The following is a 21,923-nucleotide window of genomic DNA, read 5'->3' on the forward strand; positions in this document are numbered from 1 at the left end:
GACTCGTCAGGCGAAGTCATGGGTGGACCGCCGTGTGGGCGTGTCGCAGCGATAGCGCGGCGAGGTCAGCCGGCGCCGGGCCGCGCTCCCCTCGGTGACGGCAGGAGCAGCTCGTAGTACAGCAGCGGGACATCGCGATAGGTCACGCGGGCGACCTCGCGGTAGCGACAGGCGCGATAGAAGCCGCCCGCCCCGGCCGGGTCGTCATAGGTATCCAGGCGGATGCCGTTCGCCGGCCACCGGGCGGCGGCGTCGGCCGCCGCCGCCATGAGCTGTCGCCCGATCCCCTGTCGTTGCACGTCGGGGTGCACTGCCACATCGACGACGTAGAGCGGACGACGCACTGGCGTGAAGTAGGTGATGTCGATCGTGCGCGGCTTGCGCGTCTGCAGGCGAAGGGTCCCCACCACCAACGACGCGATGCGCGCGACGAGGACCAGCGGCGTGCGCAGCGCATCGCGCACGGCGGCCTCCGACGTGCGCGTGGACCAGTGCCCGCCGCCGAACGTTGTCGTTAGGTGCGCGGCGGCGGCGGTGCGCACCTCGGCGATGGCACGCACGTCGTCGGGGGTGGCGGGCGTCACGAGGATCGACATCGGGAGCGGGTCGGGCGGGGGGCAACGCCGGGCCCTCCGGTCACGGCCGACGGCGGCGCGAGGCATCGAACGCGGGCGAGAGATGGGGGCGACTTCGTCCTTTCCTCGCACGATGGCACCTGTGCGACCGGTTGCCGAGCGGTGGAGACCCGGCAGAGTCTCGGGGAATCGCGAACTCCGGCCGATACTCTCCCTGAGGCCCCGGCCCCCGCTCCGACCTGTCGCCTTCGTGAAAGCGCCACTGCCTCCAGCCTCCGACTCGCCGCCACCGGCCCCGCCCTCCGCGCCAGTCCCCGCGGAGCCGTCGCCGGTCGAGATCCGGCTGAAGCAGATCCTTGCCGATGTCGACTTTCCTGCGATCTCGACCGAGGCGCTGGAGGCACTCAAGCAGGTCCCGGACGACGAGACCTCGATCCAGCGCCTCGCCAACATCGTCCTGCGCGAGTATGCGCTCACGGTCAAAGTGCTGCGCACGGCGAACAGTGCGCACTATCGTCGCTCGGACCAACACATTCGCAGTGCGGCGCACGCGATGCTGCTGCTGGGGGCAGGGACGGTGCGCAACCTGGCCGCCAGCCTCCTCCTGTTCGAGCACTATCGCAAGCGCTCACCGGGGCTGAAGGAGCTGATGCTGCTCTCGCTCCTGACGGCGAATCACGCGCGGGAAGTGGCCATGCTGCGTGACCTTCCCGATCCTGAGGAAGCGAACCTGTGCGGGATGTTCCGCAACCTGGGCGAGGTCCTGGTGGCCGCCTACTTTCCTCGCGAATACGCGCGGATCCTCCAACAGATGGAGCAGCGCGGTTCGGGGCAGGCGGCCGCGGCATTCGATGTGTTGGGGTTCCCGTTCGAGGACCTCGGGGAGGCCATGGCGCGCAACTGGGGGATGCCCGATCGCGTGGTGGCCGGGATCCGGTCGGCGGGGCCGCAGGCGTCGGACGACGCGCTGGTCATCACGGCGTTCGCGCACGAACTCACGACGGCGGTCTATCGCCGCGACGTGGACACGTCTCGCGATGGTGTCTCGGAGGTGCTCGCCCGCTACGCGCGGCGCCTCAAGCTTGGTCGCGACGAGGTCGCCGGGGTGCTGCAGTCGGCGCTGCGCGAGACCAAGGCGACCTTCGCCTGTGCCAACGTCACGCTCGACGGACTCACGCTGCGCACGCAGCAACTCGCGGCGTTCGCGGCGCTCGGCACGCCTGACCATCCCGGCACCGACGAGGAGACGAGCGCCGACCGTGGTGGTGAAGCGGGGGCAGTCGAGGACAGCGTGCGCGAGGCGAGCACCGCGAGTTCGATCGTTCCGCTCGCGCAGCTCCGCCTCGAGTTGCGCGGCGAAGTCGAGCGGATGGCGATGCCCGGCTCGGGTGAAGAGCTGAGCCGAGTCATCCTCATGGCCCTCGAGGCGGCGTTTCGCGGAGGACCCTTCCATCGCGTCGTCCTGTGCCTGATGACGACCGATCACCGGCAGCTGAAGGCGCGCTACGGACTCGGCGCCGGGGTCGAGTCGATGCTCGACAAGTTCACCTGCGACCTCGACTCGCGGTCCAGCCCGATCGCCCTGGCGGTCGTTAGGCGCGTGGGTGTGTGCCTCCCGCTGGAGCGGGACTTCTCACCGACCGAGTGGCGCTTCGCCCAGACGTTCGCGGCCGCGAGCTACGTCGTGGTGCCGCTGGTGGTGGCCGGCCAGGCGATCGGTGGCCTGTACTGCGACCGCGTCGCAGGCGACGCCGTTCCCGATGCGGCCACGGTGGGCTACGTGCGTGCGGTGTGCGAGGGGGTGCAGCGCGGGATCACCGCGCGCAACGCCGACGCGCACGGCCACGGGTTCCATACGGCGGAGTTCAAGCGCGACGCGGTGCTGCGCCTCTTCGCCGGCGACCGACTCGAGGACGTGGCGACGTCACTCGCCGTGGAGGCGGAGACGCTCGACGTCTGGCGCCGCGAGTTCCTCGAGGGGGCGATGGCCCGGCTCAGCCAGTAAGCTCGCCGTCGGCGCGAGCCGCGCCTCACGCGCCGTGCGCCGTTGGCCACGCACGCGCGCCTTCCGCGCCTCCTCTTCGCGCGTGCGGGGCGGCGCCGTGGTGCGCAGCGCCTGGATCAACCGGCGCGCCGCCGCCTCCACCTCGTCGACGGCCACGTTGAACGCCGCTTCGTTTGCGCGCGACGGCCTGGTGGTTCCGCTGAGCTTGCGCACGAACTGGAGCGCCGACGCCCGGATCTCGTCAGGCGTGGCGGGCGGCTCGAAGTTCGCCAGCGTCTTGATGTTGCGGCACACGGCGGGGCGGGCGACGAGTGGTGGGGGCTAGCGGGATCCGCCGACGCGAATGGCTGCGCCGGCGTAGAGCGCGAAGACGCCGTTCTTCGCCGACTGCTTCACGTTGGCGATGTCGAAGTCGGCGACGTTGGAGACGCCGAAGCTGTAGCGCGCCCCCCCGCTCAGGACGAGCGGTCCGAGGTCGAAGTCGAGCCCCGCCCCCATGGTTCCGCCCACGTCGACGGTCTTGGTGCTGACGCCCGGGATGTCGTCGCAGCTTCCGGAGGTCCCCTTCACCTTGCAGTCGATCTTGAAGCCGAGGTAGGGACCGGCGTACAGGTGCGGGTGCACCGTCCCCTCGGTCTTCGGCTGCAACCGCAGCATGATCGGGACCTCGATGTAGTCCAGCTGCAATCCCTCGGCGGTGCTGTTGGTCCCCTTGGCCCCCTTGCTCACGAGCAGCAGCTCCGACTGCATGGTGAAGAGTCCGCTCGACGAGCTGACGTTCGAGATGCCACCGATGAGGCCCGTTCGCGAGTCGAGGCCATCAATGCCGCGGAGCGTGGAGAACGTGGCGCCGACGATGGCGCCGATGTGCCCGCCCTGGGCGCGTGCGGTGGCGAATGGCGCCAGCGAGGCGAGGAGGACCGACGCGAGGACAAGGGAGGCGAGGCGCGCGACGGTGCGCAGGCGGCATGACGGCATGGCATCGACCAGCGAAAGGGTGAGGGAACGGCTCGGGGATCCTCGGGCAAGCTAGGTGCGGCGCGCGAGGGCGGCAAAGGGCACCGTTTCCCAACGCACCGGCGTTGCGCCTCGCGACATACGGCTGCGGTTGCCAGCGCTACTGCGCCCGCACCTTGCCGCGCGCCTTCGTCACGATGTCCCTAACTTCACGAAGCAACGTGGGGCCGTGGTAGGTGAAGCCATCACGGATAGTCCACTCCACCCCGCCGGTGCGCACGATCTTGCCGTTGCGCACGGCGTCGGTCCCAGTGGGATACAGTACCTTGAGATCCTCGAGCGGGTTCCCGTTCACGATGATGAGGTCGGCGAGCCACCCCTGCCGCACGCGCCCGATCTCCATCTCCTTGCCCAGGACCTTGGCCCCATTGCTGGTGGCGTGCTGGATGATCTTGAGCGGCTGGAAGCCCGCCTCCTGGTGCAACTCGAGCGATCGCACGAAGCCCCAGCCATACATCTGGTAGATGAAGCCGGCGTCGTCGCCGACGGCGATCGTCCCGCCCAATCGCTCAAAGTCGCGAAGCGTGCGGAACCAGATCTGGTAGTTCTCCTTCCAGAAGGCCTCGTCGACCGACGTCCAGCCGATGAAGTAGGAGCCGTGATTGAGCGGGTTGGGCTTGAAGAACTCCTCCAGCGTGGGGTGCAGGTAGTCCTGATACCACGGCGTGGTTTGCGCGCGCTGCAGGTCTCGGCTCGCTTCGTAGATGTTGAGCGTCGGGACCCAGGCGACGTTCGACTTCACCATCCCGGCGAGCACTTCCTTGAGGCGGGACGGATCGGCCTCGCGCCACAGGCGCCCGGCGTAGCGGAAGCGGTGCACCTCGTCGGAGTAGTTGAACTCGGGTGGGAAGTGCTGCACGCCGTCGACGATCGCGGCATCGGGGATGCCATACCAGTGCTCGATGGTCGTCGTGCCGAACTTGATGTCGTCCCACGCGTTGGTCTCCTCGACCGCCGAGTGGTGTGCGACGCGCAGCCCGACCTTGTGGGCCTCGTCCAGCATCGCTTCCATCACATCGCGCTTGGTGCCGAGGATCTTGATGCCGTCGGCTCCCATCGCCTTCAGTTGCTGGACCTTGGCGCGTGCCTCGGCTGGCGTGTTAGGCGCCGGGGGAATGTTGAACATCGGATAGTGGAAGATGCGCGGCCCCTCCATCTGCCCGGCGTTGATCCGGTCGCGCATGGGGATCGTCTTGCGCGAGTCGCTGCCGACGTCGCGCACGCTGGTGATGCCCGAGGCGAGCCAGATCTTGAGTTCGTACTCCTGCTCCTGCGGTGTGCCGCCACGCTCGTCCTGCACGTGGGCATGCGCATTCACGAAACCGGGGAGGACGTACTTTCCGCGGGCGTCGATCTCGACGCCGCCGGTGGGGCGATTGCTCTTCCCCCCGATCGCATTGAGGATCGCGTCGTCACCCGACGGGACGATCTGCGTGATGCGGTTGTTGTCGATCACGATGTCCCACGGCCCCGACGCGGGTGTCCCCATCCCGTCGATCACGAGCGCGTTGCGGATGATCAGGCGGGCGTTGCGCTTGCCGTGCAGCGCCGGCGCCTGCGCGCCAAGCGAGACGGCCGCCGCAAGGGAGAGCGAGGCGAGGACGAGAGATCGCGCGAGTCGGGACATGAGGCGTGGGCGGGGATCGGATGCATGCAGCGAGGACACGAGTCGGGAAGGTCGACATCGTGGGGAGACGGTTCGTAACCTCGGACAGCGTGGGCAGGGGCGCAAGGCGACGGCTGGCGCCGGTGGCGCACGCGCTGCGCCCCGCCCGGTCGATCGGCTACAGTCCGTCGCTTCCCACGATCAGCCGCATGAAGAAGCCCACCGACGCGGCGAAGTCGCGCGTCGCGACGCGTTCGTTGACACCATGCACGCGCGCGCGATCACCGTCCCCCAAGGGGATGGGAAGAAATCGATAGACCCGATTGCTGTGTGGCCCCCAGTACTTGGCGTCGGTTCCGCCCATCACGAGGTACGGGATCACGGGGACCTGCGTTCCCGGGGTCATGCCACCAATGGCGCGCGCAATCAGCGTGTAGGCCGGATCCTGCACCGACGAGACCTGCGAGGGGTCGACGCCGACCGAGTCCAGGCGCTCCACGCGCACGCCGGAATCGGCGACGACCTGCGTCACGCGTGCCATCACCGTCGTCACGGTCTCGCCGGGGCGGATGCGAAAGTTCACGACGGCGCTCGCCTCGGGCGGCAGGACGTTGTCCTTGATCCCCGCCGAGAGCATGGTGGGCGCGATGGTGGTGTGCAGGAGCGCGGCGCCCATCGGGTTGGATTGCAGGACGCGCGTGAGGATGGGCGCGGTGATCCACAGGTTGCCGCTCACGAGACGCTCGCGAAACGACTGGTAGGGGGCCATGGCCTCGATCATGCCGCGTGTGGGGCCGTCGAGGGACGCGGGGAACGGGTTCGCTTCGAGTCGTGCGACCGCCTGGCTCAGCGCGCCGACGGCGGTGCGGTCGGTCGGCATCGAGGAGTGCCCTCCCTCCGCCGTCGCCGTCAGCCGCAAGCTCACGTAGCCCTTTTCCGCGATGCCGACGATCGCCGCGACCTGCTCGAGGCCGGGGATCATGCGTGCCCCCATGAACCCCCCTTCGTCGAGCACGAGTGCCGGCTTGACCCCTCGCGCCACGAGCTGGTCGACGATACGGCGGGCGCCGTATCGCCCGCCCACTTCCTCGTCATGTCCGAAGGTGAGGTAGATCGTGCGCTTGGGGGTGTGCCCCGCACGCAGCAGTCCCTCGACCGCCTCGAGCACCGCGATGACCGTCGACTTGTCGTCGATCGCGCCGCGTCCCCACACGTAGCCGCCGGCGGTGTCACCGGAAAACGGCGCGTGCTCCCAGTCGCGGAGGTTGGGTTCGGGGACCGGGACGACGTCGACATGCCCCATCAGCACGACCGGGGCCAGCGTGCTGTCGCTTCCCTTCCATGTGTAGACCAGGCTGAGTCCGGCCACGAGCTCTCGCGTGAGCGCAGCATGCACGCGCGGAAAGGCGGCCTGGAGGTACTGGTGCAGCCCCAGAAAGGCGGCGGTGTCGATGGGGCCGCCCGAGGCGAGCGACACGGTGGGGAAGCGTACGGCTTCCGCCAGATGCAACGCCGCCGCCGCGGTGTCGATCGCCGGGATGGCGATCGCCGTGCCGGTGGTGGCGGCGGGCGTCGCGATGCGCAGCGCGCGCGCCGCCATGGTGCCGAAGAGGACGACGACGGCGAGGGCGACGACCGAAGCGAGGCGTTTCATCTGGGAGGGGAGGATGGGCGCGGCCGAGTGGCGCGACGCGAGGGCGATGCGTACCCCCGCGTCGTGCAACCTGATGGCGGGACGCTGGCGGCGGAAGTGACGGGCGCGGGGCCATCACCCCCTAGCGCACGACGATCCGTCGACTCCACCGTGCGCCGTTGCCGCCTGTGGGGAGGGAGAGGATCCACTCACCCGCCGATGGCGCGGTGAAGGCGAAGTCGTACGTCTCCCCGACGTCGACCAGCACGTCGGCCTTTCGCACCGCGCGTTGCGAAGCCGGGAGGTCGGCGCCGTCCTTGGCGATCGGGCGCCACTCCGCGAGCACGCTGTCACGCGTGAGCGTGAACTGCGCCGCCTCGGCCGCCCCGATGTTGATGAAGCGCAGTCGATGCGTGTCGCCCACGCGCATCTCGATGGCGGGCGAGTGCGCCGAGTCGCCGTTCACCAGCAGGCGCATCTGGTCGCGATAGCTGTCCCACCCCACGATGTGCACGTGGTCGGTGCGGGGATCGAAGACGGTCCCCGGTTCGAGGACGACGATCGGGCCGTACATCCCCGAGGTCAGCTGCTCCTGGTCGCGCAGGTGGGTGTGGTAGATGAAGGTCCCGGCCTTCGGCGTGCTCAATCGCGCGGTGAAGACCTCCCCCGGCAGAACCGGGGGCGACGACATGCCGGAGGTCACCCCCCACCCGGCCACACCATCCGAATAACTCTCGAGCTCCAATCCGTGCCAGTGCACCGACGTGGCCTCGCGGAGGCGATTGTGCACGCGCACGTCGGTCGGCTGGCCGCGCGTGAGCACGAGCAGCGAGCCGGGAATCTCGGTGGAGTCGTGCGCGGGGGGCGTGGCGCCACGCTGTAGGACGAAGCTCAGCGTGCGATCGGCATGCCCGCGTTTGGCTCCCTCCTGCACGAACAGGTCGAGCTCGCGTGGCGAGACGCGCGCCTCGCGTTCGGTGACCCCCGGCGGCATCGTGGCCTCGATGCCGAGCACCAGTCCCGCCATGTGCTGCGCGGGATCGGTCGATTCCGCGTCGTGATCATCGTGCGCCAGAGGAACGACGCGCGCGTCGGAGGCGGTCACGTGAAAGTTGATGTGGCAGTGAAAGAGCCATCGCCCCGGGCGCACCGGTGACCAGCTGACGAGCATCGTCTGGCGGGCGGACATCGCCTCGGTCACGACCAGTCGGCGCTGCTCGGCCGTATACGTGGTGTCGCTGAACGAGGTGCCCTTGCTGTCGACGCGAAAGTAGGCGCCGTGCAGGTGCATGGGATGCGGGCGACCCGTCGCGTTGATCACGCGCCAGCGTACCGTGTCGCCCACCACGACCGAGAGGCGCTCGGTCCACGGCCACGACTTGCCGTTGATGGTGAGCGCGTTGCTGTAGCGGATGGAATCGAGCGGTTGTCCCCAGATGTTGAGCACGAAGACGCGATCGGGAACGGAGCCCTCGGGAGGATCGACGATGAAAGCGCCGCCGGCCTGGTCGTACTCCACCAGGTCGCTCGGATTCCCGATGCGCGCGCGATAGTAGTAGGTCCCGGCCGCGCCCGCGGCGAAGGTCAGCGTGCGCGCCTCGCCAGGCTGAAGGATGATGCTGTCGCGTGCGGCGGGGCGGGTGGTGAGTCCGAAGAGCGTGATGGCCGAATCGGCGAGCGCATTGTGCACGGAGGCGGAGACGATGGTCCCCGCGCGCACGCGGATGAGCGGCGCGGGGACTTGCGGCGCCCCACCCTCCTCCGCGAACGCCGCGACACGCAGGACGGGGCCGTCGGGGGCCTCCGGCGTCCAGTCGGCGAGCTGCACCACCAGTCGGAGGTGCAGGGTGTCACGCCGTACCACGCCGGCGGGGCGTGTGTTGTCGTTAGGCGAGACCGCGGCGACCGCGCGCGTGGGACGGGTGGCGGCGAGCGTCGCGGTGGCGAGGAGGGCGGCGGCGAGCAGGCCGGCAGGGAGCAGGCCGGCGGGAAGGAGGCCGAGGCCGCCGCGAGGGGAGTACATCGGACCAGACTCCGAACGTGCGGGGGGAACGCGAGCGGAAGCATGGTCCCCGTGAGCGGCGATGGCAAGCTGAGGCCGCTAGATGGCGACCGCTCGCGCTCTCCCTTTCTCCTCGCTATCCTCCCGCCGTCGCGCGGTGCCGCCCCAACGCGCCACCGATGGCCACGATTGAGGGCGGCGGCCCCTGCGCCCTGCCTGCCGCGCCCCGGGCATCGGGTCGACTTTCCCCACGCCAGCCCACACGCCGAGGATCCCCTCCATGACGCGCCGATTGTCCGTGATTGCCACGTTCCTGCTGGGGGCATGTACGCTGCAGCGTTCGACGCCGGCCCTGTCGTCTTCCGCCGCCGGGATGGACGAGCATACGGCGCACATGAGCGCGGCCGACCGGGCGGCACCCGCGCCCTCGCGGTCGTCGGGCGATGCCACGCAGCAGGGGACCGCCGGCCTGCCGGCGAGCGCTGCCACCGCCGCCGCGCGCCTTGCGGCAACACCGCGACACGGCGAGTGGGTCCAGATCGCATGGGGGCCTGGCTCGGCCGATTCGCTCATGGCCTGGATCGTCTATCCGAAGTCGTCGGCCAAGGCCCCCGTGGTCGTAGTGGTGCACGAGATCTTTGGACTCTCAACGTGGGTGCGCGCGGTTGCGGACCAGGCGGCGGCCGATGGTTTCATCGCCATCGCCCCTGACTTCCTCTCGCGCGTGCGCGGCGGACCGAGCTCGGTCGAACTCGCCTCGGACACCGCCCGCCGGTTGATTGCCGGCGTCGACGCCGCCGAGCGCAATCGCGCGATCGTCGCCGCGGCCAACTACGCGATGATGCAGCCGGCCGCCCTGGCGAAGTACGCGGTCTTCGGATACTGCTGGGGGGGATCGACGACGTTCATGCACGCCGTGCATGGCGGCGTGAAGGGTTTCGCCGGCGGCGTCGCCTACTACGGCCTGCCGTACATGACCGGTGGTTCGCCGGCCACGGAAACGGCCGCCGCCGTCCCCGCGCGCGTCAACGCCGATTCGCTGGCGAAGATCAAGGTCCCCGTGATGCTGCTCAACGGATCCAAGGACGCACGCATCGCCGCGGCCATGCCGCAGCTCGACTCCATCATGAAGTCACTCGGCAAGACCTATACAGGGGTGAACTACGAAGGGGCCGTGCACGGCTTCCTGCGCGCACAGAACGATCCCAAGCAGAAGCGCGATGAAGCCGAGGAAGCGGCCAACTTTGCCGCGACGCAGGATGCATGGCCGCGTACGCTTGCGTTTCTCAGGCAGCAGCTCGGTGTGAAGTAGCACCGCGTGCACCATCACTCGCAGTCTCGAACCTCTTCCGTGGAGCGTTTCATGGTTCGTCAGGCCTTGTCGGTCGTCGCGTTGACATGCGTTGCCGCTGCATCGCTTCCTGCCCAGGGGAGCGTACAGAAGTCGGCGCTGCACGACTTCCGGATCACGACGGTTGCCTCCGGGCTCGTACAGCCGTGGTCCATCGCCTTCCTCCCCGGGGGCGACATCCTCATCACCGAGCGTCCGGGGCGGCTGCGCATCGTGCGCAAGGGGAAGCTGCTCGACGCCCCCGTCGCAGGGGTGCCGACCGTGGCGACGGCGGGGCAGGCGGGGCTGCTCGATGTCGTGCCGCACCCGAACTTTGCCAGCAATCGCCACGTCTACTTGAGCTACTCGAAGCCGATGGGCGATAGCGGGAAGACGACGACGGCGGTGGCGCGCGCGACGTTCGAGAACGACCAGCTCGTGGGGCTCACCGACATCTTCGTCGCCAAGACCAACGGCACGATCGGGCACTTCGGCTCGCGCCTGGCCTTCGATGGCAAGGGGCACCTCTTCATTACGGTGGGCGATCGCATGGCCCCGCCGTCGGGGAACCTCGAGGCGCACCCCGCGCAGGACCTCTCCAACCACCACGGGAAGACGATCCGCCTCAACGAAGACGGGAGCGTCCCGAACGACAACCCGTTCGTGGGGCGCGCCGGTGCCTTGCCGGAGATCTACAGCTACGGCCACCGCAACATGCAGGGGCTCGTGGTCAACACGGCCTCGGGCGACGTATGGGAGACCGAGCATGGCCCGCAGGGGGGCGATGAGCTCAACCTGATCAAGGCCGGCGCTAACTACGGATGGCCGGTGATCGGCTTTGGCGTGAACTACCGCACCGGCGCCGCGATCCATGCCGGGACGATGCGCCAGGGGATGGAGCAGCCCGTGCAGGTGTGGGTTCCGTCGATCGGCGCTTCGGGGCTGATGCTCTACACGGGGGACAAGTTCCCCGCGTGGAAGGGGATGCTCTTCGCCGGCGGGCTGTCGGGTGAGCGCGTGACGCGCTTCACCGTCGACGGGCAGAAGGCGGAGCTGGCGGAGCACGTGGTGCGCGGGCTCGGACGAATCCGGGACGTGCGCCAGGGCCCCGACGGTTTCATCTACATCGCGATCGACAATCGTGAGGGGAAGCCGACCGACGTCGTCAGGCTGGAGCCGGTGGCGCGGCGCTGATCGATTGCCCCATTTCTGCGGCGCGCCGAAGCTCGGCGCGCCGCATTTCATTTCCGGTGACCCATTCTCCCATGCAACGCCGCGAGTTCCTCGCCGCCTCCGCGATCGCCACGCTCGGTGCCACCTCGGCGCTCAGCGCGAGCCCTTCACCGCAGACGCCCGGTTCCTTCTCTCCCGCTCCCACTACCGCCATGGATTCCGAGACTTCGATTCCGGCCGCCACCCGAAAGATCCTCATCGCGGGCGGAGGCTTTGGTACGCCATTCATTCGCTACATGGCCGAGCTGACCGGGAAGTCGCGCCCGCGCATCTGCTACCTGCCGACCGCCTCGGCCGATGCGGCTGACGGCATCATCTGGTTCTATCGCACCTGCGCCCCCCTCAATGTGCACCCGTTCGACCAGGCGTCGTTCATCGAGAGCCTGACGCAGAAGGAGGGGTGGGACGAGGTGCTGCTCTCCATGGATGCGATCGTGGTGTCCGGCGGGAACACGCTCAACCAGCAGGCGATCTGGAAGGCGCAGGGGATCGACGTGGTCCTCCGGGCGGCGGGGACCGGGGGATCGTCCTGGGCGGGGCCAGTGCCGGCTCGCTGTGCTGGTTCGAGGAGGGGACGACCGATTCACGGCCGAAGGCGCTGTCGATCGTGAAGTGCCTGGGCTTCCTGCAGGGGAGCCACTCCCCGCACTTCGATGCCGAACCCGGTCGTCGTCCGCTGTACCACAAGCTGGTGGGGTCGGGGGAGATGAAGCCGGGGTATGCCTGCGACGACGATGCGGGAATCTACTTCGAGGACAACCGGGTGGCGCGCGTGGTCTCGTCTCGCGACGGGGCGAAGGTGTACCACGTGAGCGTGGTGGATGGCGTGGTGCGCGAGCGCGTGATGGAGCCGGACCGCATTCGCTGAGACTCGCAACGCGTTAGGCAGGACGACCGCGCACGCGCACCGCGCGCTGCGCGCATGACGCGGCCCCCGCTGGCATTGGGGGCCGCGTCGTTCGTTTATGCCCGTCCGCCACTGCCGCGCTACCGGCGTTCCGGGGGGCGCCGGCCTTGGTCTGGCCGAGTGCCGTCGGTGACGTGGGGGCGGGGGCGATCGGACGAGGGGGCGGTGACATGCTGCACCGGTAAACCGATGAGCAGAACAGTGTAAATCCCATCGGGGATTTCCTGCCGCTGGCACTTAGGGCTTAGGGATTCCCGCATGACGCGTACTGCTATGACGTGCGTGCGTGATGTAGCCGATTGATTGGTTGTGACCTAGCCAACATGATAGTTGCCGCTGCCGTCCTAAGCAGTACGTTGTGCGCCGTTCGCGCACCGCACACTCACACTTCAGGCGTCGACTGTCATGACGTACGCTGTTCAGCAGGTGCCACGCTCCCGCCGGGTCCTGGACGCCGTGGCCATCGGCGGCCTGCTGTGGACCGTTAGCGTCGCCGAGTCGGTCTCGGCACAATCGGCCACCCAATCCGCGGGGCAGGGAGGCGCGGCCGCATCGGCGCTCCCCGACACGAGTGCCATCACGCCGGAGATGGTCGACAAGGGGCGACGGCTGTATCACGGGAAGGGGACGTGCATCGCCTGCCACGGGACGAAGCTGGAGGGGACACCGGTTGCACCCGCGCATCGCAAGACGAGCGGCTGGAAGGCCGCGAAGGACGGCGCGTTCCCCGAGTTGGTCCGGGTGATCTCGACCGGGGTGCCGGGGACGCTGATGGTCGCCTTTCCCAACGGCATCTCCCCGAGTGAAACGGTGCTGGTCGCCTCGTACATCTGGGCCGTGAACCATCGCGGCACCAAACCCTAGCGGTCGGGCGCCCGGGCGGCGTTGGGGACTCGCACCGCCAGGGCCGGTCGATCGCCACGGAGTGTTTCCGCAGCGTCCTGATCCGCCTCGTTCGTCTTCCCCAAACACGTCACACGCCATGCGATTCGCGCCACTCGTCGTCCTCGCGCTGTTGCAGCTGCCGGCAACGGCCCACGCGGTCCCGGCCTTCGCCCGACAAACCGGGCTCCAGTGTTCCGGGTGTCATACGCAGCAGTACCCGACGCTCAACGCGTTCGGGCGCCGCTTCAAGATGGATGGCTATACCCTCATCGGCGCCCAGGGAAAGGTCGAAGGTTCTCGCCTCTCGCTCCCGGCCTTCCTCAATGCCTCGCTCTTCTTCAAGATCCGCATGCAGAAGACGAATGGCGAGGACGGCCCCGGCGAGCGCACGACCAACTCCGGCGAGCTGCAATTCCCCGATGAATTCGCGCTGCTCATCGCCGGTCGCGTCAGCGAGAACATCGGATTCCTGCTCGAGGGACAGCTTCCCAGCAATGGGGCGGCGGTCCTGGCGGGGTTCAAGATCCCCTTCTCCTACAACGTGAAAGGGGTGCGGGCCTCGGTGATTCCGTTCACCACCGACGGACTTGGCGCCTCGTACGGATTCGAACTCATGAACACCGGCGCGGTGCGCAACATCCGGGCGATGGAGCATCGCGAGGACATGTCGGCCCAGCAGTACGTCGGAACGGCAACGGCGGCATCCGGGGCGACCTTCGCGGTTGGGAACCACCACTTCTTCGCCAACGTCACCCGCTGGAGCCCGGTGCACATGGCGACGGCCGAGGGGCAGGCGAGCCCGATGCCGACCTCCAACTATGCGCGTATCGCGTGGACGCCGGACGTCGGCGGCTGGGACCTCGGCATCGGCGCACAGAAGTGGTATGGCTCGGCACGCCTGGATGATGGTTCTGGCCGCGCACGGGTGGAGGCGATCGGGACGCGCGCGTGGGCCGTCGACGGTCAGGCGCAAGGCAAGGTTGGCCAGTACCCGCTGAGTCTCTACGCATCGGTCGCGCGGGCGGCCGGTTCAGGGGAGACCGGCGACGTCCCGAACATGTTCAACGATGCACCGCGGGACCGCAGCGCCGTGGCGATCGCCTCGCAGATCGGCATCCTCCCCACGCAGGGGGCATCGCTGTTGCTGGCGTACCGCACCGGTGACAACGGGGCGGAGTCGAATCACCAGGATCGCAGTGCAACGGTGGGGGCGTTGTATCATCTGCACCAGAACGTGCAGCTGCAACTCAACTACACCATGCGATCAGGCAACGCCTTCACACCGCGTCCGGCGGACGGCAACCGACTGCTTACGCTGATGTTGGCGGCTGGGTTCTGAGCGACGGCGCTGGGTGAAGCCGGCCATGGGGTTGGCGCGCGGTGCGTGCCGACCCGTGGCTGGCGGAGCGCTTGACGCGCGGTATGTTGTGCGGCGTCATGACCTCTCGGCTGATGCCACCCCTGCGCGGCCCCATGCGCAGCGCTCGCTCCACGTCGCGTCGTGTGGCGCGCGCCGCGGTGTTTCTGGTTTTGGCCGAACTGATCCTGAGCGAACCTGGGCTAGCCCAGCGGGGCGTGAAGGCGCCGCCTCCGCTCCCCGATACGAGCGCGATCACGAAGGCGATGATCGACCGTGGGCGCGTGATCTACCGTGGCAAGGGGGCGTGCATCGTCTGCCACGGCGAGCGGATGGAGGGGACGGCCATCGCTCCGCCGCATCGCAAGTCGACCGGATGGAGGGCGGCCAAGGACGGCGCCTTTCCTGAGTTGGTCCGAGTCATCACCGAGGGCGTGCTGCGGACGGTGATGGTCCCGCTGCCCAACGGCATCTCGCGAAAGGATGCCATCGATGCGGCGGCCTTCATCTGGGCGGTCAACCATCGCGACGCGTCGCCGTGATCGTGTCCCGATCGCGGCGTGCTCACGTCCTGGTCGTGCCGAATGTGCCCTGACCGCGACGCGCCGACCTCGGGTCGGCCGACGCGTCGCGTGTGCGTGCGCTACGGTGTGCTGGTCCGCGCGTGCGCCGAGTGATCGTGCAGCTTGCGGTAGAGCACGCGGAGCATGCGATGCATCGCCGAGGCGACTACGGCGAGAAGCATGAGGGCTGTGACCAACAGCATGGCGTACAACAGCCCGGTCATCACGGCGTCCATACGGCACCTCCTGCTGGCGCACGGCCAGCGGCTCGCGACGCCGGGGAAGTCCGGACGCCGAATCGCGTGCGCGCCGAGCGCGGGCGTCACGGTAGCAGTGGAGGGAGACGCGGCGTGGTACAGCGCGCGTCCGCCCTGCCACGAGCAAGAGGGCACGGCCGTCGCGCGTCGCGGGGCCGGGAGCCTGCAGATGGAAGTGCGCCAGTCTATCCGACGTTCCCGCGCGCGATGTCAGGCACACCCTGAACGTCGTCGGGGAAACGCGAGGACGGCGTGAGACGCGTGCCGTACAGAGCGCGGCTGAGATGCCCGCGGTCTCGCCCCCTAACGTGTAGCAGCAGGGAGGGCCGGCATGCACATCACGAAGACCTGGTAGCGTACCTCGCCCGCCGCCGGCGTGACTGCCTCGTTCACGCGAAACTCTGCCTCGGTGTAGAGGCGCGGCACCTCGTACACGTTGAACAGGCAGTCGGCGCCATCGAGGCGAAAGCGGAGGGAGGCCTCGTTGGGGGCGTCCATCGGGTCGGGGGTGCGCGTCCAACCAGCGGCGCGCAGGCGTTCATAGAGGCCGGTCGCGGCGCGCGCCACGCCGAGGGGGCTCGCCCCTGCGGCGGTGACACGACAGCCCGGGTGTCGTCGTCGGGTACGCCAATCGTCGATCGTGTCGGGTTCCACCGCGACGACCAGACGCTGCCGGTCGCGAAGGAAGTCGGCAGCCGCAACGCAGTGGCTCGTATCGGGGGCGACGGCCGAGAGGAGCGCGGCGGCGGCGAGGGGAAGGAGGGGGGCGGGCACGTCGGAAAGGTGCTACGTGCGTGCGCTACCCGGGAGGGCAGGGGGGCCGCTCGATAGGGTGGGATTCGCGTGCCGCTGACGGCGTTTGGTCGTCGAACACGGCGCCTATCTGGCGGTCGGACGGCATTCCCCCGACAGGTGGGACTACCCGCTCCGCTACCTTGCTACTGGGAGACGGCGAGGGGCCGACTCTCGCGTCCTTTCCTGCGCCCGGACCCATGGATCAGTCAAAGCGATACGCCGACCTCAGCCTCGACGAGGCCACGCTCATCCGCGAGGGACGGCACATCCTGGCGGCCTACAAGATGAAGCCGAAGGCCGGCCATGCCTACCTTGCCGCAGCGGCGCACTTCGCCGCGGAGTCGTCAACCGGGACCAACGTCGATGTGTCGACGACCGACGACTTCACGCGAGGCGTCGATGCCCTGGTCTATCACATCGACGAGGCGACCGAGGAGATGCGCATCGCGTATCCCCTCGACCTGTTCGATCGCAACGTCACCGACGGGCGCATGATGGTCGTGTCGTTCCTCACCCTGGCAATCGGCAACAACCAGGGGATGGGCGACATCGAGCACGCCAAGATGTATGACTTCTACGTCCCCGATCGCGCCCTGCAGCTGTTCGACGGGCCGTCGAAGGACATCTCCGACTTGTGGCGCATCCTCGGGCGGCCGGTGAAGGACGGGGGCTATATCTCCGGGACGATCATCAAGCCCAAGCTGGGGCTGCGCCCGCAGCCGTTTGCGACCGCAGCCTACCAGTTCTGGCTCGGTGGCGACTTCATCAAGAACGACGAGCCGCAGGGCAACCAGGTCTTCTCGCCGCTCAAGCAGACGATTCCGCTGGTGGCCGATGCGATGCGGCGTGCCATGGACGAGACGGGTGAAGCCAAGCTCTTCTCGGCCAACATCACGGCCGACGATCACTACGAGATGTGTGCGCGCGCCGACTTCATCCTCGAGACGTTCGGCTCGGATGCCGACAAGGTGGCCTTCCTCGTCGACGGCTTCGTGGGTGGGCCGGGGATGATCACGACGGCGCGCCGGCAGTATCCCGGCCAGTACCTGCATTACCATCGCGCCGGCCACGGGATGATCACCTCGCCGAGCGCGAAGCGCGGCTACTCGGCCTACGTGCTGGCCAAGCTGTCGCGCCTCCAGGGGGCGAGCGGGATCCACGTGGGGACGATGGGCTACGGGAAGATGGAAGGGGCGCAGGACGATCGTGCCATCGCCTACATCATCGAGCGCGACGAGTACCAGGGGCCGGCATACTACCAGAAATGGTATGGCATGAAGCCCACCACGCCCATTATCTCCGGCGGGATGAATGCGCTGCGACTTCCAGCCTACTTCGCGAACCTCGGGCACGGTAACGTGATCAACACCGCCGGGGGTGGGTCGTACGGGCACCTCGACTCGCCGGCGGCGGGGGCGATTTCGCTGCGGCAGGCGTACGAATGCTGGAAGGCTGGGGCCGATCCGGTGCAGTGGGCGAAGTCGCACCGCGAGTTCGCGCGCGCGTTCGAGTCGTTCCCTGGCGATGCCGACCAGCTCTACCCCGGTTGGCGCCAGCACCTGGGCGTGTAGCCCCCAACGGACGAGGAATCAGACGCGATGCCGACAGGCGGACGATCCACGCTGACGCAGTTCATCATCGAAGAACGCCGGCGCGCCCCCGGGGCGACCGGCGAGCTGAACGCGCTCATCACGAACGTGGCGCTCGCCTGCAAGGCGATCGCGCGGCGCGTGGCGTACGGCGCCCTGAGCGACGTCGTCGGGGTGACGGGGACGCACAACGTGCAGGGTGAGGCGCAGCTCAAGCTCGACGTGCTCAGCAACGGGATCTTCCTCCGGGCCAACGAGTGGGGAGGGCAGGTGTCGGGGATGGCGTCCGAGGAGATGGAGGACATCTACGTCATCCCCCCGGAGTATCCGAAGGGGAAGTACCTCCTCCTCTTCGACCCGCTCGACGGCTCGTCGAACGTCGATGTGAACGTCTCGGTGGGGAGCATCTTCTCGATCCTGCGGGCCCCGCGGCCGGGGGAGGCGCCGACGCTCGAGGACTTCCTGCAGCCGGGCACGGAGCAAGTCTGCGCCGGTTACGCGATCTACGGCCCGTGCACGATGCTGGTCCTGACGTTAGGCAAGGGGACGCACGCCTTCACGCTGGACCCCATGCTCGGCGAGTGGGTCCTGAGTCATCCCGACCTTCGCATTCCCCAGCAGGCGCGGGAGTTCGCGATCAACGCGTCCAACTCGCGCTTCTGGGAGCCCGCCGTCAAGCGCTACGTCGACGAATGCCTCGCGGGGCAGTCGGGGCCGCGTGGTGCCGACTTCAACATGCGATGGATTGCCTCGCTGGTGGCCGAGACGCACCGGATCCTCCTGCGCGGCGGCGTGTTCCTGTATCCGCGCGACACGCGGGACGGCAAGAAGCCGGGGCGCCTGCGCGTCCTGTACGAAACCAACCCCATCGCGTTCCTGGTGGAGCAGGCCGGGGGGATGGCGAGCACCGGTCACGGGCGTGCGCTCGAGGTCGCGCCCACGGCGCTGCACCAGCGCATCGGCTATGTCTTCGGCTCGGCCGAGGAGGTCGCACGCATCGAGCGGTACCATAACGAGGAGCCGCAGGATGCGTACGCCTCGCCGCTGTTCGGCCGCCGCGGTCTCTTCGCCGCCCCCGACTGATCGCGCCGTTTCCGCCACGACGACCACGCCTGCCCTCCCCGGCTCCGCGCCGAGATCCGCTCTCTCACCCTCCCGTACGAGTCTCGATGTCCGCCAAGCATCCCATCATCGCCATCACCGGCTCGTCAGGCGCCGGTACGACGTCGGTCACCCGCACCTTCGAGAACATCTTCCGGCGTGAGGGCGTAAAGGCCGCGGTGGTGGAGGGCGATTCCTTCCACCGCTACGACCGGAAGGAGATGAAGGTGAAGATGACCGAGGCCGAGGCGGCCGGGAACTCGAGCTTCTCCCACTTCGGCGACGAGGCGAATCTCTTTCCCGAGTTGGAGTCACTCTTTCGTGACTACGCCGAGACGGGGCAGGGGACGGCGCGCAAGTACTTGCATAACGATGAAGAGGCGGCGCCGTACCACCAGCCGCCGGGCACGTTCACCGCGTGGGAGCCACTCCCGGAGAGCGAGCTGCTCTTCTACGAAGGGCTGCACGGCGCCGTCGTCACCAAGACGGCCAACGTGGCGCAGCACCCCGACCTGCTCGTGGGGGTCGTGCCGGTGGTCAACCTCGAGTGGATCCAGAAGATCCACCGCGATCGCAATACGCGCGGCTACTCGACCGAGGCGGTGACCGACGTGATCCTGCGTCGCATGCCCGACTACGTGCACTACATCGTGCCGCAGTTCCAGCGCACGCACATCAACTTCCAGCGCGTCCCGGTCGTCGACACGTCCAACCCGTTCATCGCCCGCACGATCCCGACGGCCGATGAGAGCCTGGTGGTCATCCGCTTCGCGAATCCACGCGGATTCGACTTCCCGTATCTTCTGAGCATGCTGCACGACTCGTGGATGTCGCGCGCCAACACGATCGTCTGCCCGGGGGGCAAGATGGAGCTGGCCATGCAGCTGATCTTCACGCCGATGGTGATGCGCCTGGTCGAACGGAGGCGCAAGCTGTTGGGAGGGTGACGCGATCCTGACGCCGCAACGCGGCGGGGCGCCTCGCGCCACCGCGGCGATCCTCCTCGGCGTCATCATCGCCGCGCTCTCGGCGTCCGCGGCGCTGCATGAGTCGCTGGTCCGCGTCTTCGATGCCGCGAGCACCATCCTGGCGACGCACCCCGTGGCCGGCCCCGCGATGTTCGTCGCGCTGGCGGCGGCATCGGCCATGCTCGCCTTCTTCTCCAGCGCGGCCCTCGTCCCCGCGGGGGTGGTCGCGTGGGGGATGCCGACGACGGCGGCGCTCCTGTCGTTAGGGTGGCTGCTCGGCGGGCTCCTGTCGTACGGGTCGGCCCGCGGGCTCGGACGTCCCCTGCTGGCGCACCTGGCCCCCGTCGAGTTTCTCGCGAAGTACGAACGCCGCGTCTCCCGCGACACGCCGTTCGGGGTCGTCCTCCTCTTCCAGCTCGCCCTTCCCTCGGAGATCCCGGGCTACGTCCTGGGGCTCGCGCGCTATCCACTGGCGCGCTACCTGGCGGCGCTCGCCCTCGTGGAGGCGCCGTACGCGGCGGTCACCGTGTGGCTCGGCCAGGAGTTCCTCCAGCGGCGACTCGCCCCACTGCTGGCCGTGCTCGCCGCCGGCGCACTGGTCGGCGCCGTCGCCCTCCACCTGCTGCGTCGGCACCTCGATCGCGCGCATCCACGTTAGGCGCGGCGCGCCACCGTTACGCGCCGGCCTGCCGCTTCAACAGCCGAGTGAACACCACACCAGCGGTCATGCGAACGGGCCACGCCGTTAGCGGCGCGGCACCAGATCGTGTCGGAAGATCGTTCCCCCCTTCATCACGAAGCCCACGCGCTCGAGGCGCGTGATGTCCGACAGTGGATCGCCGGGGACGGCGATGAGGTCGGCGAGCTTCCCCGCACCGATCGTCCCCACGCGGTCCTGCCATCCCAGAATCTCGGCGTTGAGCGCGGTGGCCGACACGATGGCCGCCATTGGCGACTCGCCCAGTCGGACGCGTTCGGCGAACTCGCGGGCGTTGTCGCCGTGCGGGATGACGAGTGCGTCGGTCGCGAAGCCGATCGGGATCCCCGCGGCGAGTGCGCGCCGGAAGCCGGCGTCCTTGACCGCGCGGATCTGGCGCGACCGCTCACGCTCCGACTCGGGGATCGGGTTTGCCGGGTCGTTCCGCTCGATTACTGCGGATGTGTAGAGCGTGGGCGCGTAGAAGCTCTGTCGGTTGGAGGCCTTGAGAAGGGCGATGGCCTCGTCGTCGAGGTATGACCCGTGGTCGATCGTGCGCACCCCCGCCCGGATCGCCGCCTTGATCCCGTCGGCGCCGTGCGCGTGTGCGGCGACCTGTTTGCCCCAGCGCCGCGCCTCGGTCACCGCGGCCTGGATTTCCGCATCCGAGTACTGCTGCGCCCCCGGGGAGATCCCCTTGGAGAGCACGGCGCCGGTCGCGAGGATCTTGATGAAGTCGGCGCCGTTCTTGAGGTTTGTCCGCACCGCCTTGGTGACTTCGTCGGGACCATCGGCGAGCGTCCTCACGGTCGGCACGTCGACGTAGATCGAGAACTGGCGCGCATCGCCGGCACCGCCGGTGGACGTGACGTAGTTGCCGGCCACGAGGAGGCGCGGGCCCGGGATGGCGCCCGCGTCGATGGCTCGCCGCAGCTCGACGTCGACGTACGGCCAGTTGGGCCCCATGTCGCGGCAGGTGGTGAAGCCGGCCATGAGGGTCACGCGCGCATTGCGCGCCCCCCAGAGCGCGTCGTGTGCCGGCGTCGTCTTGACCAGCGCATCCTCCCAGTGCACGCGCTCGTCGCCGGTGAGGTGCGTGTGCAGGTCGATGAGGCCGGGGAGGAGCGTGGCGTCGCCAAGGTCGACGAGCGTTGCGCCTGGCGGAATGCGGAGGTTCGTCCCCACCTCGGCGATGCGGTCTCCTTCGATGCGGACCATCCCTGGGATGAGGGGAGGGGTTCCGGTGCCGTCGATGAGGCGTGCGGCGCGCAGGATCGTGACGGCAGCGGGGGCCGCTTGAGCGTCGACGCGCTGTGGCAGTGAGACCGCGCCGAGGACGACGGTCGCTGCTGCAGCGGAGAGGAAGAGACGCATCTGGAATGGGGGGCGCGAAAGTGGTGCGG

General features: G+C 68.7%; 21 protein-coding genes. 12 read left to right on the plus strand and 9 right to left on the minus strand.

Annotation, left to right across the window (positions count from 1 at the left end):
* Positions 1-65 precede the first annotated feature (65 nt).
* Positions 66-596, minus strand: coding sequence for a GNAT family N-acetyltransferase (locus tag IPN47_09365; protein ID MBK9408243.1), 531 nt, complete (start codon positions 594-596; stop codon positions 66-68).
* Positions 597-825: 229 nt separating this feature from the next.
* Here IPN47_09365 and IPN47_09370 point away from each other — a divergent pair, with 229 nt between their 5' ends.
* Positions 826-2,580, plus strand: coding sequence for an HDOD domain-containing protein (locus IPN47_09370; protein MBK9408244.1), 1,755 nt, complete (start codon positions 826-828; stop codon positions 2,578-2,580).
* Here the strand turns inward: IPN47_09370 and IPN47_09375 are convergent.
* The 5 genes from IPN47_09375 to IPN47_09395 all read right to left on the minus strand — a co-directional run bounded on the left by IPN47_09375 (position 2,500) and on the right by IPN47_09395 (position 8,859).
* On the minus strand, positions 2,500-2,874 hold the full coding sequence (locus IPN47_09375) for a DUF2277 domain-containing protein (protein ID MBK9408245.1): 375 nt from the start codon (positions 2,872-2,874) through the stop codon (positions 2,500-2,502). The two genes, IPN47_09370 and IPN47_09375, sit on opposite strands and share 81 nt — an antisense overlap.
* Positions 2,875-2,901: 27 nt before the next feature.
* A complete protein-coding gene (locus tag IPN47_09380) occupies positions 2,902-3,558 on the minus strand; it encodes a PorT family protein (GenBank protein MBK9408246.1) in 657 nt (218 codons plus the stop codon).
* A 139-nt stretch (positions 3,559-3,697) separates the two neighbouring features.
* The gene (locus IPN47_09385) at positions 3,698-5,224 is read right to left on the minus strand and encodes an amidohydrolase family protein (protein MBK9408247.1); all 1,527 of its coding nucleotides are present in this window, start codon (positions 5,222-5,224) and stop codon (positions 3,698-3,700) included.
* Positions 5,225-5,381: 157 nt separating this feature from the next.
* Positions 5,382-6,857 carry a M20/M25/M40 family metallo-hydrolase gene (locus IPN47_09390; GenBank protein ID MBK9408248.1) on the minus strand — a complete coding sequence of 492 codons (1,476 nt, stop codon included), beginning with the start codon at positions 6,855-6,857 and terminating at the stop codon, positions 5,382-5,384.
* A 121-nt stretch (positions 6,858-6,978) separates the two neighbouring features.
* On the minus strand, positions 6,979-8,859 hold the full coding sequence (locus IPN47_09395; GenBank protein MBK9408249.1) for a multicopper oxidase domain-containing protein: 1,881 nt from the start codon (positions 8,857-8,859) through the stop codon (positions 6,979-6,981).
* Between the two features lie 259 nt (positions 8,860-9,118).
* On the opposite strand from IPN47_09395, the gene IPN47_09400 reads away from it, so the two are divergent.
* The 7 genes from IPN47_09400 (at position 9,119) to IPN47_09430 (ending at position 15,092) form a co-directional block, all read left to right on the plus strand.
* A complete protein-coding gene (locus IPN47_09400) occupies positions 9,119-10,150 on the plus strand; it encodes a dienelactone hydrolase family protein (GenBank protein MBK9408250.1) in 1,032 nt (343 codons plus the stop codon).
* A 51-nt stretch (positions 10,151-10,201) separates the two neighbouring features.
* A complete protein-coding gene (locus IPN47_09405) occupies positions 10,202-11,362 on the plus strand; it encodes a PQQ-dependent sugar dehydrogenase (GenBank protein MBK9408251.1) in 1,161 nt (386 codons plus the stop codon).
* A gap of 191 nt (positions 11,363-11,553) precedes the next feature.
* The gene (locus tag IPN47_09410) at positions 11,554-12,012 is read left to right on the plus strand and encodes a Type 1 glutamine amidotransferase-like domain-containing protein (GenBank protein MBK9408252.1); all 459 of its coding nucleotides are present in this window, start codon (positions 11,554-11,556) and stop codon (positions 12,010-12,012) included.
* A complete protein-coding gene (locus tag IPN47_09415) occupies positions 12,009-12,269 on the plus strand; it encodes a hypothetical protein (GenBank protein MBK9408253.1) in 261 nt (86 codons plus the stop codon). The genes IPN47_09410 and IPN47_09415 overlap by 4 nt, the downstream gene beginning before the upstream one ends.
* A gap of 444 nt (positions 12,270-12,713) precedes the next feature.
* Positions 12,714-13,172 (plus strand): cytochrome c, encoded by a 459-nt coding sequence (locus IPN47_09420; protein ID MBK9408254.1) that lies wholly within the window; start codon positions 12,714-12,716, stop codon positions 13,170-13,172.
* Between the two features lie 118 nt (positions 13,173-13,290).
* Complete coding sequence (locus IPN47_09425; GenBank protein ID MBK9408255.1) at positions 13,291-14,532, plus strand: hypothetical protein; 1,242 nt, start codon at positions 13,291-13,293, stop codon at positions 14,530-14,532.
* A 236-nt stretch (positions 14,533-14,768) separates the two neighbouring features.
* The gene (locus IPN47_09430; protein ID MBK9408256.1) at positions 14,769-15,092 is read left to right on the plus strand and encodes a cytochrome c; all 324 of its coding nucleotides are present in this window, start codon (positions 14,769-14,771) and stop codon (positions 15,090-15,092) included.
* Between the two features lie 101 nt (positions 15,093-15,193).
* On the opposite strand, the gene IPN47_09435 is transcribed toward IPN47_09430, so the two are convergent.
* Together IPN47_09435 and IPN47_09440 are read right to left on the minus strand one after the other, a co-directional pair.
* On the minus strand, positions 15,194-15,349 hold the full coding sequence (locus tag IPN47_09435) for a hypothetical protein (GenBank protein ID MBK9408257.1): 156 nt from the start codon (positions 15,347-15,349) through the stop codon (positions 15,194-15,196).
* A gap of 324 nt (positions 15,350-15,673) precedes the next feature.
* Positions 15,674-16,144, minus strand: coding sequence for a hypothetical protein (locus IPN47_09440; protein ID MBK9408258.1), 471 nt, complete (start codon positions 16,142-16,144; stop codon positions 15,674-15,676).
* Between the two features lie 218 nt (positions 16,145-16,362).
* Between IPN47_09440 and IPN47_09445 the strand changes: the two genes are divergently transcribed.
* From IPN47_09445 to IPN47_09460, 4 genes are all read left to right on the plus strand, one after another.
* Complete coding sequence (locus IPN47_09445; GenBank protein ID MBK9408259.1) at positions 16,363-17,736, plus strand: ribulose-bisphosphate carboxylase; 1,374 nt, start codon at positions 16,363-16,365, stop codon at positions 17,734-17,736.
* Positions 17,737-17,763: 27 nt separating this feature from the next.
* Positions 17,764-18,837 carry a class 1 fructose-bisphosphatase gene (locus IPN47_09450; GenBank protein ID MBK9408260.1) on the plus strand — a complete coding sequence of 358 codons (1,074 nt, stop codon included), beginning with the start codon at positions 17,764-17,766 and terminating at the stop codon, positions 18,835-18,837.
* Positions 18,838-18,923: 86 nt separating this feature from the next.
* The gene (locus IPN47_09455; GenBank protein ID MBK9408261.1) at positions 18,924-19,802 is read left to right on the plus strand and encodes a phosphoribulokinase; all 879 of its coding nucleotides are present in this window, start codon (positions 18,924-18,926) and stop codon (positions 19,800-19,802) included.
* A 7-nt stretch (positions 19,803-19,809) separates the two neighbouring features.
* Entirely contained in the window at positions 19,810-20,481 is a 672-nt protein-coding gene (locus tag IPN47_09460) for a VTT domain-containing protein (protein ID MBK9408262.1), read from the plus strand.
* A gap of 87 nt (positions 20,482-20,568) precedes the next feature.
* Here IPN47_09460 and IPN47_09465 read toward each other — a convergent pair whose 3' ends face one another.
* Positions 20,569-21,894 carry an amidohydrolase family protein gene (locus tag IPN47_09465; GenBank protein MBK9408263.1) on the minus strand — a complete coding sequence of 442 codons (1,326 nt, stop codon included), beginning with the start codon at positions 21,892-21,894 and terminating at the stop codon, positions 20,569-20,571.
* Positions 21,895-21,923 lie beyond the last annotated feature (29 nt).

It is taken from the genome of Gemmatimonadota bacterium (assembly GCA_016719105.1).
GTDB lineage: Bacteria > Gemmatimonadota > Gemmatimonadetes > Gemmatimonadales > Gemmatimonadaceae > SCN-70-22.